Genomic DNA, 13825 nt, shown 5'->3' on the forward strand with positions numbered 1-13825 from the left:
AGCCCTGCCATGCGCGCCCATTGTTGCTCATCGGCGCCGGCTGGCTTAAGTCAGGCGCAAATCCCGCCTCATCCGACCTTGGAGAAGCGCGCGCCATGGCACGCCAGTTCATCTATCACATGTCGGGCCTCAAGAAGGCCTATGGCAACAAGAAGATCCTGGAGGACATTCATCTGTCCTTCTACCCCGAGGCCAAGATCGGCATTCTCGGCCCGAACGGGTCGGGCAAGTCGACGCTTCTGAAGATCATGGCGGGCGTCGACACCGAATATACCGGCGAGGCCTGGGCGGCCGAGGGCGCGCGGGTCGGCTATCTCCCGCAGGAGCCGCATCTCGACGAGTCCAAGACCGTCTTCGAGAACGTCATGCTCGGCGTCGCCGACAAGCAGGCGATCCTCGACCGTTACAACGAACTCATGATGAACTATTCCGACGAGACGGCGGACGAAGGCGCCAAGCTCCAAGACGTCATCGACAGCCAGAACCTCTGGGACCTCGAGCCCCAGGTCGAGATGGCGATGGAAGCCCTGCGCTGCCCGCCCCGCGATGCGAACGTGGCGAGCCTCTCCGGCGGCGAAAAGCGCCGCGTGGCGCTGTGCCAGCTTCTTCTCTCCAAGCCCGAGATCCTGCTCCTCGACGAGCCGACCAACCATCTCGACGCCGAGACGATCTCCTGGCTCGAAAAGCACCTGCGCGAATACCAGGGCTCCGTCCTGATGGTCACGCACGATCGCTACTTCCTCGACAACGTGACCGGCTGGATTCTCGAGCTCGACCGCGGCCGCGGCGTTCCCTACGAGGGGAACTACTCGGTCTATCTGGAGAAGAAGCAGAAGCGCATGCTGCAGGAAGGCCGCGAGGACGATGCACGGTCGCGCGCCATCGCCCGCGAGCGCGAGTGGATCAGCCAGGGCGCCAAGGCCCGCCAGACCAAGTCCAAGGCCCGCATCAAGGCCTATTCGGACCTCGTCGAGGCGTCCGAGAACCGCAAGCCCGCCGAAGGCAAGATCGTCATTCCGGCCGGCGAGCGCCTCGGCAATCGCGTGATCGAGGTCGAGGGCCTGACCAAAAGCTACGGCGACCGCGTCCTCATCGACAACCTCTCCTTCAAGCTGCCGGCCGGCGGCATCGTCGGCATCATCGGGCCGAACGGCGCGGGCAAGACGACGCTCTTCCGCATGATCACCGGCCAGGAGCAGCCGGACGCCGGCACGATCAAGGTCGGCGAGACCGTGCATCTGGGCTATGTCGACCAGAGCCGCGATTCTCTGGCGCCGAACAAGAACGTCTGGGAGGAGATTTCCGGCGGCGTCGATATCCTGAAGCTCGGCAAGTACGAGATGAACTCCCGCGCCTATGTCGGCAACTTCAACTTCAAGGGCACCGACCAGCAGCAGAAGGTCGGCACGCTCTCCGGCGGCCAGCGCAACCGCGTGCATCTGGCCAAGATGCTGAAGGCCGGCAACAACGTCATCCTTCTCGACGAGCCCACCAACGATCTCGACACCGAGACGCTGACGGCCCTGGAGGACGCGCTGGAGGAATATGCGGGCTGCGCCGTGGTGATCAGCCACGATCGCATGTTCCTCGATCGGCTGGCGACGCACATCCTCGCCTTCGAGGGCGACAGCCATGTCGAATGGTTCGAGGGCAACTTCGAGGATTACGAGCAGGACAAGATCCGGCGTCTCGGTGCCGACTCGGTTAACCCGAAGCGTCCAACCTACAAGCGCCTGACGCGCTGAAGGCTTGTCGTCGGCTTGGCGGCGCATAGGTGTGCCGTCAAGCAGTGCGACACCGGCGACAGGCCGGCGCGAGGTGGCCGGGCTATGGGGAATCACCCGTGCCCGGACTTCGCGCGAGCGTGGCGCGTATGGTGATGGATGTGCGGGGGACGCCGGGCAGGGATGGATGTGATCGACTTCGAGAGCCTTTTCATGGTTCTACCCAGTCCGCACATGATCCTGGACCGGGATCTGCGCTACGTCGCGGCCAATGCCGCCTATGAGGGCGCCGTCAACAAGAGCCGCTCCGAACTCGTGGGCGGGCGTCTCTTCGATCTCTTCCCGAACGAGGGCGAGGGACGCCGCCGGCTGGAGAATTCCTTCCGGAAGGTGCTCGAGACCGGCGACAGCGATACGATCGCCTTCATTCCCTACGAGATCCCGCGTCCCGAAAGCGAAGGCGGCGGCTTCGAGCAGCGCTACTGGACCGCGATCCACACGCCCTTGAAGGCCGGCGACGGATCGGTCGCCTACATCCTCCAGAACACGGTGGACGTGACAGACGTCGTCGCTCTGCAGGAAGCGGCCTCTCTGCCCTTCCGCATGCGGACCGGCAGCGTCGAGCTTCTCCAGCGCGCCCGCGAGGCCGAGACCGCCTATCAGGCGAGCCTGTCCGAAAGCAGCCATTTCCGCCGCCTGTTCCAGCAGGCGCCCGGCATGATCGCGGTCCTTTCCGGGCCCGACCATGTCTTCACCTTCGCCAACGACGCCTATCGTCGGCTCGTCGGCGATCGGGCGCTGATCGGCCTGCCCGTTCGCGAGGCGCTTCCCGACATCGCCGGCCAGGGCTTCTACGAGCTTCTCGACGGGGTCTACAAACTCGGCCAGCCGCACAGCGCCGAGGGTCAGAAGATCACGCTGCGCCAGGACGGCGAACCGCGGCCGCGCGAGACCTATCTCGATTTCTCCTATCACCCGATCCGGGACGTCGACGGAAACATCGCCGGCATCTTCGTGCAGGCGGCCGACCGCACCGATCATGTGCTGGCCTCAAACCGGCAGCGGCTGCTCGTGGACGAACTCAATCATCGCGTTAAGAACACGCTGGCGACGGTCCAGTCGATCGCCCGGCAGAGCTTCAAGTCGGTCGCCTCCGAGGCGGCGCGCGCGTCGTTCGAGGCGCGCATCCAGGCGCTCTCCAAGGCGCACGATGCGCTCAGCGCCAGCCATTGGGAGGCGGTGGGCCTCGCGAGCCTGCTCGGGCAGGAACTTGCCCCCTTCGGCAGCCATCGCATCGCCGTGGAAGGGCCGGGCGTCGATCTCGTGCCGCGGGCGGCCATCGCGCTCGCCATGGTGTTTCACGAACTCTCCGCCAATGCCGCGAGCTTCGGCGCGCTGGCCCGCGATTCCGGTTCGCTGGCGATCCGCTGGTCGCGGCAGGCGGAAGAGGATGGCGGGCGGCTCGTTCTCGAATGGCGGGAGGAGGGGGGCGTCTCCATGGCGACGCTGCCCAAGCCCGGCTTCGGCACGCGGCTGATCGAGCGCATCGTCGAAGGCGAGCTCGGGGGCCAGCTGCGCATCGCCGTCGATGCGCGGGGCCTCGTCTGCCGGCTCGACGTGCCGATCCACGAAATCGAGATGCGTGCGGGGCCCCATGCCCATTGATGCGCGGCAGTTGCACGGGCTGAAGGTTTTCGTCGTCGAGGACGAGAGCCTCGTCGCCATGCAGTTGGAGGACATGCTCCTCGATCTCGGCTGCGATCTCGTCGGACTCGCCATGCGGGTCGGTCGCGCGCTGGAAATGGTGGCGGCCGCGCCGCGGATCGACGTCGCGGTTCTCGACGTGAACATCGGCGGCGACAAGATCTATCCGGTCGCGGAAGCCCTGCGCGAGCGGGGCGTGCCGATCGTCTTCGCCACGGGCTACGGCCGCGCCGGGGTCGAGCCGGACTGGCAGTCCTACGAAATCCTGCAGAAGCCCTATACGGCGAACGAGGTGGCGGAGAAGCTCGGTCTGTCCGTGGAGCGCCGGGACTGAGCCGAACCGGCTCCTCCCTTATTCATCCGGCGTCTCGATGACGAAGAGCACGAGCGAGCGGGCATCCATCGTCTGATCCCCGATCCGGGCGGCCGGCAGGACCGTGCGCAGCTCCTCGTGGCGCGCGGGGTCGGAAAGGACGATCGCGCCCCGTCCGGCCGCCCGTAGACCATCGGTGAAGCGCCCGCCCAAGGCTTCCGTGCCCGAGAGCGACAGGACGATGTGGCGGAAAGGGCCCTCGACCAACCGGTCCGCCGCGAAGGCCTGGTTCGGCGAGAGGGTCGCGACGGCGCCCGCCTCTTCCAGCGCCTCCAGCGTCGCGCGGCCGCGCGGGCCGTCTCGGTCGACGACGAGGACGCGCCGGCCCTTTAGAAGACTGGCCCAGGAGAAGGCATCGAAGGTCGCAAGTCCGGTCGCCATCCGCGAAGGGTGCCATTCATTCCGCCGCGCGTCGAGCCGTATCGCCGGATCGCTCCCGCCGAGCCCCCCGGAGGCCGCGATTGCGGCCCCTTTTTGCCTGCCCTGCGCCTCGTCCTCCTTCGGCACGGGCCGGGTCGGCCGCTGCAATTCGTCGATCCGCCCTTGTTTCATCGGGCGGATTTGACCATGAGTGACGCCGACCGCACTGCAACCAACGGAAAAACGGCTGGCCGCATGGATGTTTTCGTTCAGAACCTGATGGACAGCCTGGGGCCGTTCGGGATCGCGCTCCTGATGTTCCTGGAGAACATCTTCCCGCCCATCCCCTCCGAAGTCATCATGCCGCTGGCAGGCTACAAGGCGGCCACCGGCGAAATGTCGATCGTCACCGTCATCGTCGCCGGCACGATCGGCTCGCTCGCCGGCATCGTTCCCTGGTACTATCTCGGCTATGCCTTCGGCGAGAAGCGCGTGATCTGGCTCGCGGAGCGCTATGGCCGGTGGATCACCATGACGCCGGAGGACGTGGAATCCGCCGATCGCTGGTTCCGGCGCTACGGCTATTGGGCGGTCTCCTTCGGCCGGCTCATCCCCACCGTGCGCACGCTGATCTCGGTGCCGGCCGGCCTGTCGCGCATGCCGTTCCTGACATTCTTCGCCATCTCGGCGGTCGGAACCCTGGTCTGGACGGCGGGCCTTGCGCTCGCGGGCTATATTCTCGGCCAGAACTTCTCGTCGATCGAGAGCTTCATCGGACCGGTTTCGAACACCGTCGTCATCGCGGCCGTTCTCATCTACGTTTATCGCGTCGTCACCTTCAAACCGGCCAAGCGCCGGACGCCGGTCGATCTGAAGTCCAACGAGCATCCGCATCTGCACGAGTGAGGATCGAACGATGCAGCGCATTCCCGCCCGCAAGCTGTCCGGCCGCATCGCGGGGCTCTATGCCGCGCTCGGCGAGGACTTCGTGTCCGCGCCGGTGGAGGCGCTGGACCTCTCCTTCGACGGGATCGCCGGCGACGTGCATGGCGGCCCGACGCGCCGCTCCGGCGGGCGCGAGCCTTGGTACAAGCGGGGCACAGAAATGCGCAACGAGCGCCAGCTCTCGCTGCTCGCGCCGGACGAACTGGCGCAGGCCGCCGAGGCGCTCGGCATTCCCGAGATCAAGCCGGAATGGATCGGCGGCAACATGCTGATCGAGGGCATCGCCGATCTGACTCATCTCCCGCCGCGCACGCTCCTCTTCTTCGAAGGGGGCGCGACCGTGAAGATCGACGGCGACAACGCTCCGTGCCGCTTGGCGGGGCGCAGCATCGCCCGGCATTTCGAAGGGCGCGCCGATATCGAGATGGGCTTTCCCAAAGCCGCCAAGAACAGGCGCGGCCTCGTCGGCTGGATCGAGAAGCCCGGCCGTGTCGCCCTCGGCGAGGCCTTCGAGGCTCGCCTTCCCGAGCAGTGGATCTACGGCTGAACCCTTCCGGGTGCTTCGGAAGCCGGATATGTTTTGGCTTGCTCGGGCTTGACCTGACCCGGCCCGGTCGATCGTTTGACGTCGTCAGGACGGACGCGGCTCCTCGGCCCGCGCGCCGGCTTCCGGACGCTCGACGATGTCGCGGATCGCGGCGTCGAGGATCTTTTTCGACAGGTCCGCGTCGTTGACGCTTCGCGACAGGAGGAGCGCTCCGATCATCGTGGAGGCGATCGCCATCGAGCGTTCGCGACGGTCCGCCACGTCTTCCGGCATGCAACTGGCGATGAAATCGACATAGGCCTTCACGCCGTCCTCCATCGGCGCGCGGACGAGCGGCCCCCCGCGCGCCGCGTCGGCGCCGAGCGCGGTCATGGCGCAGCCTTCCGCGTGCTCGTCGCGATGCTCGGGCGACAGATAGTTCCGCGCGAGGGAGGCCAGCGGCCGCTTCGGATCATGCCCGGCGAACTGGCGCCAGCGCTCCTGCACGGTTTTGAAGGCCCGTGCATAGGCCTTGGCGGCGAGATCCTCCTTGGAGGCGAACTGCTTGTAAAAGCCCCCTTGGGTCAGTCCCGCCCCCTTCATCAGGTCGGTGAGGCCGATCCCGTTGAAGCCGTGCTGGCGGAAGAGCCTGCCTGCCACGTCGATCACCCGCTCGTGGTTGGCTTCGGCCTGGGCTCGCGACACGCGCATCGGGATCACCTTTCTTAGATTGCAATCGCATTCTATTATCGATATAGAATGCAAACGCAATCTAACGTGACGGTCGGTTCCCGTCAAACGAGGTGTCCCATGAAACCCCTCCGCCTTGCAGCCTATGCGGTCGTCGCGCTTGCCGCCGGCGGCGCCGGCTTCGCCGCCTATGCTTCCGTGTCCGGCCAGGAGCGGACGGACGCGGCGCCGGCCGATGCGCGCCTCGCGCCGCCGCTCGTCTCCACCGTCGAGGCGCAGCGGATCGGCGCGGCGGAGCGGGCGTTCACCGGATCGGTCGCAGCCAGGGTCCAGAGCAATCTCGGCTTCCGCGTGCCCGGCAAGATCGTCGAGCGCTTCGTCGACGACGGAGACGAGGTGAGGGCGGGCCAGCCGCTGATGCGGATCGACGACCGCGATCTCCGCCTTGCCCTGACGGCGCGAACCAAGGCGGCGGACGCTGCGAGGGCCCTAGCGGTGCAGGCGCGCGCCGACGAGAAGCGCTACGCCACGCTTCTGAAGCTCGGCCAGTCGCCCCGGCAGCGCTACGAGCAGGCGCTCGCCGCGCTCGACGCGGCCGAGGGCCAGCTCTCCGCCGCCGAGGCCGAGGCCGACGTCGCCCGCAACGAGGCCGGCTACGCGGTCCTCGTTGCCGACGCCGACGGCTCGATCGTCGAGACGCTCGGCGAGCCCGGACAGGTCGTCTCCGCAGGCCAGGTCGTCGCCCGTCTCGCCCATGGCGGACAGCGCGAGGCGACGATCTCGCTGCCCGAGACCGTGCGCCCCGCCATCGGATCGACCGCGGAGGCCAGCGTCTACGGCCTCGGCGACCGCCGCTGGACGGCGACCCTGCGCCAGCTTTCCAATGCCGCGGACGCTGAGACCCGCACCTACGAGGCGCGCTACGTGCTCGATGGCGACGCCGCGATGGCCCCGATCGGCTCGACCGTGACCGTCTGGATCGAGGACCCCACGGCCGCGACCTCGGCCGAGGTGCCGATCGGCGCCATTCTCGATGAGGGCGGCACGACGGGCGTCTGGGTCGTCGACCGCGGTGCCGCCAAGGTGAACCTGCGCAAGGTGACGCTCCTCTCGCTCGGCGAGGAAACGGCCGTCGTCTCCGGCGTCGAGCCGGGAACGCCCGTCGCGGCGCTCGGCGCCCATCTCCTGCACGAGGGCGCGGCCGTGCGCATTCTCCCCGCCAAGGGGTTCTGAGCCGTGAGCCTCAATCTCTCCGCCATCGCGGTCCGCGAACGCTCCGTCACGCTCTTCCTGATCATCGTCTTCGCGCTCGCGGGTGCGCTCGCCTTCGTCAACCTCGGGCGCTCCGAGGATCCGAGCTTCACGATCAAGACGCTCGTCGTCACCACGGTCTGGCCCGGCGCCACGGCCCGCGAGATGCAGGACCTCGTGGCCGAACCGCTGGAGAAGCGGCTCCAGGAGCTGCGCCACTACGACCGCGTCGAGACGATCGCCCGGCCGGGGCAGGCCTTCCTCACCTTGACGCTGAGGGATGACACCCCTTCGAAGGATGTGCAGGAGGAGTTCTATCAGGCGCGCAAGAAGCTCGGCGACGAGGCGCGCAACCTGCCGTCCGGCGCCTTCGGCCCCTTCGTCAACGACGAGTTCTCGGACGTGACGTTCGGGCTCTACGCGCTGAAGGCCAAGGGCATGCCGATGCGCGCGCTGGTGCGCGAGGCCGAAGCCATGCGCCAGGAGATCCTCGACGTGCCCGGCGTCAAGAAGGTCAACATCCTCGGCGAGCGCCCGCAGCGGATTTTCGTCGAGTTCTCCTATGCCAAGCTCGCCACGCTCGGCGTCTCCGCGCAGGACGTCTTCCTCGCCCTCCAACGCCAGAACACCGTCTCGCCCGCCGGCTCCATCGACACGGCGGGGCCACAGGTCTTCCTGCGCCTCGACGGCGCCTACGACGACGTCCAGAAGATCGCGGACACGCCAATCGTCGCCTCCGGGCGTACCTTGCGCCTCTCCGACATCGCGAGCGTGCGCCGGGGCTACGAGGACCCCGCAAGCTTCCAGATCCGCACCGAGGGCGAACCGGCCCTGATGCTCGGCGTCGTGATGCAGGATGCCTGGAACGGCCTCGACCTCGGAAAGGCGCTCGAAGCCAAGACCGCCGAGATCGGCGCCCGGCTGCCGCTCGGCATGAGCCTCTCCAAGGTGTCGGATCAGGCGGTGAACATCTCGGCCTCGATCGACGAGTTCATGCTGAAGTTCGTGATGGCGCTCGGCGTCGTGCTCGTCGTCAGCCTGATCGCGCTCGGCTGGCGCGTCGGCATCGTGGTTGCGCTCGCTGTGCCGCTGACGCTGGCGGTGGTCTTCCTCATCATGCTCGACACCGGGCGCTTCTTCGATCGCATCACGCTCGGCGCTCTGATCCTCTCGCTCGGCCTTCTCGTCGACGACGCGATCATCGCCATCGAGGTCATGGTGGTGAAGATGGAGGAGGGGATGGACCGGATCGAGGCGGCCGCCTTCGCCTGGAGCCACACGGCGGCGCCCATGCTGTCGGGCACCCTCGTCACCGTGATCGGCCTGATGCCCGTCGGCTTCGCGCAGTCGACGGCGGGCGAGTATGCCGGCAACATCTTCTGGATCGTCGGCTTCTCGCTCATCGCCTCCTGGTTCGTGGCGGTGGCCTTCACGCCCTATCTCGGCGTGAAGCTCCTGCCCGACATCGAGCCGATCCCCGGCGGGACCCATGCGATCTACGACACGCCGAACTACCGGCGCCTGCGCGCCGTCGTCACGGCGGCCGTGCGCCACAAGTTCGTGGTCTGCATCGCCGTGGTGCTGGCCTTCGGGCTGGCGATCGTCGGCATGGGCGGCGTGAAGCAGCAGTTCTTCCCGACCTCCGACCGGCCGGAAGTCCTCGTCGAGGTCCGCCTGCCCGAGGGCACGAGCATCGAGGCGACCACGAAGACGGTCGAGAGGTTGGAGATCTGGCTTCAGGCGCAGCCCGAGGCCGAGCTGGTCTCGAGCTATGTCGGGCAGGGCGCGCCGCGCTTCTTTCTTGCCATGTCGCCGGAAATGCCCGACCCCGCCTTTGCCAAGATCGTGGTCCTTACCAAGGACGCCGAGACCCGCGAGGTGCTGAAGCACCGGATGCGCGAAGCCGTCGCAGAGGGCCTCGCGCCGGAAGCCTATGTGCGCGTCACCCAGCTCGTCTTCGGTCCCTACACGCCGTTCCCGGTGGAGTTCCGCGTCATGGGGCCGAACCCCGAGGAGCTCGTTCGGATATCCGGCGAGGCGCTGTCGGTCATGCGCTCGGTGCCGGACGTGCGACAGGCCAACCGGGACTGGGGCAGCCGCACGCCGAACCTTCGCTTCGTGCTCGACCAGGACCGCCTGAGACTGATCGGCCTCTCGCCGACCGAAGCGGCCCAGCAGCTCCAGTTCCTTCTCAGCGGCATCACGGTGACGCAGGTCCGCGAGGACATCCGCACCGTCGACATCGTCGCGCGCAGCGCCGGCGAGGAGCGGCTCGATCCGACGCGGCTGAAGGACTTCTCGCTCACCAGCCGCGACGGCAAGCTGATCCCGCTCGATCAGATCGGGCGCACCGAGGTGCAGATGGAGGACCCGATCCTCAAGCGCCGCGACCGGACGCCCGTCATCACGGTTCGCTCCGACATCGCGGAAACCGCGCAGCCGCCGGAGGTCTCGACCGCCGTCCTGGCCGCCCTCCAGCCGCTGATCGCCTCGCTGCCCGAGGGCTATCGCATCGAGATGGGCGGCTCGATCGACGAGGCGGCCAAGGCCAATGCCGCGCTCGCCAAGGTCTTCCCGATCATGATCCTGCTGACACTCGTCGTTATCATGGTCCAGGTCCGGTCCTTCTCGGCGACCTTCATGACCGTGCTCACCGCACCGCTCGGTCTCGTCGGCGCCGTGCCGATCCTCCTGGCCTTCGACCAGCCCTTCGGCTTCAACGCCATTCTCGGCATGATCGGGCTCGCCGGCATCCTCATGCGCAACACGCTGATCCTGATCGAGCAGATCAAGGAGAACAAGCACGCCGGCCTCGACGACTACCATGCCGTCATCGAGGCGACCGTCCAGCGCACGCGCCCCGTCATCCTGACGGCCCTCGCCGCCGTGCTCGCCTTCATCCCGCTGACGCATTCGGTCTTCTGGGGCTCGATGGCCTACACGCTGATCGGCGGCACGGCGGGCGGTACGGTGCTGATCCTCCTCTTTCTCCCCGCGCTCTACGCGACCTGGTTCCGCGTGAAACCGCCCGAGGCGGCAGCGACGGCGGGCGCTGCGAAAGGCTCGCCGCTGCCGGGCGCTTCGTTCGACGTCGTATCGGTTGAGGGAGCGTGATGCGCGAGCCGTTCGGGCATCCGGCGGGCCGGCGATGCGAGCTTGCCGAAAGCCCGAGGGCCTGCAGGCTCTGCCCAAGATCGTCGCGCCTGCGAAGGCTCCGCACCCGGTTGCGCACGAGTTTGCTGAGCCTAACCGGGGAGGGGGGCGAGGCGCCCCGGCGAAGCGTCGGAGCCCGGCGGGCGTGCGATCCTTGACGTCGGCTCCATCCTTCGCGGGCTCACCTCGATGGCTCAAGGCAAGCCTTTACTGATGCGCCGTTACTCGCGGAAGCGTGCGAACGGTCGGCGCGGCCATTCTCATGCGCGACCTGAGCGGCGTCACCCGCGGGTCCGAACGCCTGCCGCGTCACGCATTGACCGAACTCCTGAACCAATAGTTCGACGCTGCTTTCGAGCCCATCGAGCATCGCATCGGCGAGGCTCTGAAGGTCATGGGCGACGGTCTCCTCGCGATTTCTCCGAGCAGCCCGTACACGGCCGGCGCATCGTCGAGGAGACCCCCGCGCGCCGGCCGTGATGCTTCCTTTCACCGCTGCAGGGCGTAGGCGATCACGTAGTCGCCGCGATCCTTCGAGAGGCGAGCGCCGCCTGCCGAGATCACCACATACTGCTTGCCCGTCTTCGGCGACTTGTAGGTCATCGGTCCGCCCTGGCTGCCGACGGGCAGGCGGGCCTTCCAGACCTCCTGGCCGGTGCCGCTGTCGAAGGCGCGCAGGTAGTAGTCCTGCGTGCCCGCGATGAAGACGAGGCCGCCCTGCGTGGCGAGCGTGCCGCCGAGGGTCGGCATGCCGATCGGGATCGGCGCCAGCATCTTGATGCCGAAAGGCCCGGTGTCCTGAACCGTTCCGACCGGAACCTGCCAGGCGATCTGGCGTGTCTTCAGATCGATCGCCGTCAGCGAGCCGAAGGGCGGCTTCTGGCAGGGGATCTGGAGCTGCGACAGGAAGCGGTTCTTGTTGACCGAATAGGGCGTGCCCTTGAGGGGCACCGCGCCCATTCCCGTGTTCGGCGTCTCGCCGCCGCTCTTCTCCGTCTCCGCGCCGCTCGTGGCGGCATTAGCCGTCGCGGCCGGGCTCGGCTGCTGCGGGACCATCGTCACCCAAAGGCCGAGACGCATGTCGTTGACGAAGGCATAGCCTGCGTTCGGGTCGATCGAGAGGCCGCCCCAGTTCATGCCGCCCAGCGAGCCGGGGAAGCTCAGCGACGTGTCCGTGCCCGGAACGGTGTAGAGCCCGTCGTAGCGCATCGACTTGAACTGGATGCGGCAGAGGAGCTGGTCGAAGGGCGTCGCTCCCCACATGTCCGCCTCGGTCAGCGTCTGCGCGCCGATCTGCGGCATGCCGACGGAGCGCGGCTGCGTCGGCGCGTACTGTTCGCGCTCGATGGCGGCGGAGCGCACGGGCTGTTCGATCACCTCGGTCAGCGGCCGTCCCGTCGCGCGGTCGAGCACGAAGACCTGTCCGGCCTTGGTGCCGAAGATCAGCGCGGGAACGCTCGATCCGTCCGCGGCGGGAAAGTCGATCAGCGTCGGCTGCATGGGCACGTCGAAGTCCCAGAGGTCGTTGTGAACGGTCTGATAGACCCACTTCTCACGGCCGGTGGTCGCGTCGAGGGCAAGGATCGAGGCGCCGTATCTATGGTCGAGCTCGGTGCGCGAGCCACCCCAGAGATCGACGGACGGGCTGCCGACCGGCATGTAGACCGTGTTGGAGGCTGCGTCGTAGGTCATCGGCGCCCAGACGTTCGGCGTGGAGCGCGTGTAGGTCTGGCCTTCCGGCGGGAGGCCGGTGATCGCCGGGTTGCCGGGATCGAAGGCCCAGCGCAGCTGTCCCGTCACGACGTCGAAGCCGCGCATGACGCCGCCCGGCATGTCGACCTGGACGTTGTCGGCGACGCGCCCGCCGACGACGACGGTGGTGCCGGCGATCGTCGGGGGCGAGGTGAGCTGATATTGCGGGTCCGGCGCGGCGCCGAGCCCGGCCTTCAGATTGACGCGGCCGTTCGCGCCGAAGTCCGGGCAGAAGGCGCCCGTCTCGGCGTCGAGCGCGATCAGTTCGGCCGTGATCGTGTTCATGAGAATCCGCCGCTGGCACGGCGCGCCCGGCGCCACGGCGACGGCGGTGACGGGCGTCGCGCCCGGCAGGGTCGGCTGCGCGAGCGCGGCTGCCGCGTCGAAATAGCCGAGGCCCCGGCAACGGTTCCAGACGGACGACGTGGCGTTGATCTCGGTCTTCCAGACCTCGCGTCCCGTGTCGGCGTCGAGCGCGATGACGTTGTTGTGGGGCGTGCAGAGGAACACCCGGTCGCCGATCTGAAGCGGCGTCTGCTGATCCTCGGCCCCGTTGCCGGTCGGGCTCTCCGGCGTGTCGCCCGTCCGGTAGGTCCAGGCGACGCCGAGCTTCGAGACGCTGTCGCGGTTGATCTCGTCCAGCGCCGCGAATCGCGTGCCGCCGGCATCGTTGCCGTAGCTCGACCAGTTCGTGGGCGTGGCCGCGGGATCGACCGGGGTCGTCGGTACCGTTCCGGTCGCCGCGACCTCGGGATGGGGCAGGAACATGCCGTAGGCGACCGCGCCGCAGATCACGGCGAGGATCGCGGCCAAGGCGAAGCTCGGCCCCGAGGCCGGCGAGCGTCCTGCGCTCCGGCGAAGAAGCGGAACGCTGAGGATGACGACGACGAGGCCGATCGCCATGGCGAAGAGCCGCGAGACGAGCGGCCAGAAGGTCGTTCCGACCTCCCAGAGCGACCATGCGGCCGTACCGAGGAAGGCGACCGCGAAGAGCCAGGCGCCCGACGGGCGACGGCGGGCGATCTGAACGCCGGAAGCGCAGATGACGAGGCCGGCGACGAGGAAGTACCAGCTGCCGCCAAGGCTGAGAAGCTTCCTGCCCGCGACGACGAAGAATGCACCGACGAGAAATAGAACAAGTCCAAGGAAGACGAGCCAGATCTTACTTGGAAGACCGATCGGTCGCGCTGTTGTCGCCATGAGATGGAAACTTTCGTTACTAAGCCGTCCTTATTGGCGCGGCCGTCGGCATCGTCGAAACGCGCTCGACTTACAAGAGTGTGTCAGTTCAAACAATCCATGGATCGTACACTGCGAGCTTCGACCGCGTCTTTTCGAAGAAGACTG

The 13825-nt window shown here is 67.5% G+C and carries 10 protein-coding genes; 7 read left to right on the plus strand and 3 right to left on the minus strand.

The window, feature by feature from the left end:
* Positions 1-95: 95 nt before the first annotated feature.
* The 3 genes from ettA to ASG62_RS21140 all read left to right on the plus strand — a co-directional run bounded on the left by ettA (position 96) and on the right by ASG62_RS21140 (position 3762).
* A complete protein-coding gene (gene ettA / locus ASG62_RS21130; RefSeq protein WP_056689993.1) occupies positions 96-1745 on the plus strand; it encodes an energy-dependent translational throttle protein EttA in 1650 nt (549 codons plus the stop codon).
* A 162-nt stretch (positions 1746-1907) separates the two neighbouring features.
* Positions 1908-3389: a sensor histidine kinase gene (locus tag ASG62_RS21135; RefSeq protein WP_056689996.1), complete on the plus strand. Its 1482-nt coding sequence runs from the start codon at positions 1908-1910 to the stop codon at positions 3387-3389.
* Entirely contained in the window at positions 3379-3762 is a 384-nt protein-coding gene (locus ASG62_RS21140) for a response regulator (RefSeq protein WP_056689999.1), read from the plus strand. Before ASG62_RS21135 ends, ASG62_RS21140 begins: the two co-directional genes overlap by 11 nt.
* An 18-nt stretch (positions 3763-3780) precedes the next feature.
* On the opposite strand, the gene ASG62_RS21145 is transcribed toward ASG62_RS21140, so the two are convergent.
* Positions 3781-4182, minus strand: a complete 402-nt coding sequence (locus ASG62_RS21145) for a hypothetical protein (protein WP_056690002.1) — start codon at positions 4180-4182, stop codon at positions 3781-3783.
* A 234-nt stretch (positions 4183-4416) separates the two neighbouring features.
* Between ASG62_RS21145 and ASG62_RS21150 the strand changes: the two genes are divergently transcribed.
* Together ASG62_RS21150 and ASG62_RS21155 are read left to right on the plus strand one after the other, a co-directional pair.
* Entirely contained in the window at positions 4417-5067 is a 651-nt protein-coding gene (locus tag ASG62_RS21150; protein WP_056690004.1) for a DedA family protein, read from the plus strand.
* A gap of 10 nt (positions 5068-5077) precedes the next feature.
* A complete protein-coding gene (locus ASG62_RS21155; RefSeq protein WP_056690007.1) occupies positions 5078-5653 on the plus strand; it encodes an MOSC domain-containing protein in 576 nt (191 codons plus the stop codon).
* An 84-nt stretch (positions 5654-5737) separates the two neighbouring features.
* Here the strand turns inward: ASG62_RS21155 and ASG62_RS21160 are convergent, their stop codons facing one another.
* Positions 5738-6343, minus strand: a complete 606-nt coding sequence (locus ASG62_RS21160; protein WP_056690010.1) for a TetR/AcrR family transcriptional regulator — start codon at positions 6341-6343, stop codon at positions 5738-5740.
* 99 nt (positions 6344-6442) lie between these two features.
* Here ASG62_RS21160 and ASG62_RS21165 point away from each other — a divergent pair, with 99 nt between their 5' ends.
* Together ASG62_RS21165 and ASG62_RS21170 are read left to right on the plus strand one after the other, a co-directional pair.
* Positions 6443-7555 (plus strand): efflux RND transporter periplasmic adaptor subunit, encoded by a 1113-nt coding sequence (locus tag ASG62_RS21165; RefSeq protein WP_056690013.1) that lies wholly within the window; start codon positions 6443-6445, stop codon positions 7553-7555.
* Between the two features lie 3 nt (positions 7556-7558).
* A complete protein-coding gene (locus ASG62_RS21170; RefSeq protein WP_056690016.1) occupies positions 7559-10687 on the plus strand; it encodes an efflux RND transporter permease subunit in 3129 nt (1042 codons plus the stop codon).
* Between the two features lie 528 nt (positions 10688-11215).
* Here ASG62_RS21170 and ASG62_RS21175 read toward each other — a convergent pair.
* Positions 11216-13678, minus strand: a complete 2463-nt coding sequence (locus ASG62_RS21175) for a glucose/quinate/shikimate family membrane-bound PQQ-dependent dehydrogenase (protein WP_056690019.1) — start codon at positions 13676-13678, stop codon at positions 11216-11218.
* Between the last annotated feature and the right edge of the window lie 147 nt (positions 13679-13825).

This window comes from Aureimonas sp. Leaf427, from assembly GCF_001425485.1.
In the GTDB taxonomy this organism is placed as follows: Bacteria; Pseudomonadota; Alphaproteobacteria; order Rhizobiales; family Rhizobiaceae; genus Plantimonas.

What these genes read in the sequence shown, in the direction of transcription:
- ASG62_RS21175 (WP_056690019.1), bottom strand. Translation starts at nt 13,678, where the DNA reads ATGGCGACAACAGCGCGACCGATCGGTCTTCCAAGTAAGATCTGGCTC.
- ASG62_RS21160 (WP_056690010.1), bottom strand. Translation starts at nt 6,343, where the DNA reads ATGCGCGTGTCGCGAGCCCAGGCCGAAGCCAACCACGAGCGGGTGATC.
- ASG62_RS21140 (WP_056689999.1), top strand. Translation starts at nt 3,379, where the DNA reads ATGCCCATTGATGCGCGGCAGTTGCACGGGCTGAAGGTTTTCGTCGTC.
- ASG62_RS21135 (WP_056689996.1), top strand. Translation starts at nt 1,908, where the DNA reads ATGGATGTGATCGACTTCGAGAGCCTTTTCATGGTTCTACCCAGTCCG.
- ASG62_RS21155 (WP_056690007.1), top strand. Translation starts at nt 5,078, where the DNA reads ATGCAGCGCATTCCCGCCCGCAAGCTGTCCGGCCGCATCGCGGGGCTC.
- ettA (WP_056689993.1), top strand. Translation starts at nt 96, where the DNA reads ATGGCACGCCAGTTCATCTATCACATGTCGGGCCTCAAGAAGGCCTAT.
- ASG62_RS21145 (WP_056690002.1), bottom strand. Translation starts at nt 4,182, where the DNA reads ATGGCGACCGGACTTGCGACCTTCGATGCCTTCTCCTGGGCCAGTCTT.
- ASG62_RS21165 (WP_056690013.1), top strand. Translation starts at nt 6,443, where the DNA reads ATGAAACCCCTCCGCCTTGCAGCCTATGCGGTCGTCGCGCTTGCCGCC.
- ASG62_RS21150 (WP_056690004.1), top strand. Translation starts at nt 4,417, where the DNA reads ATGGATGTTTTCGTTCAGAACCTGATGGACAGCCTGGGGCCGTTCGGG.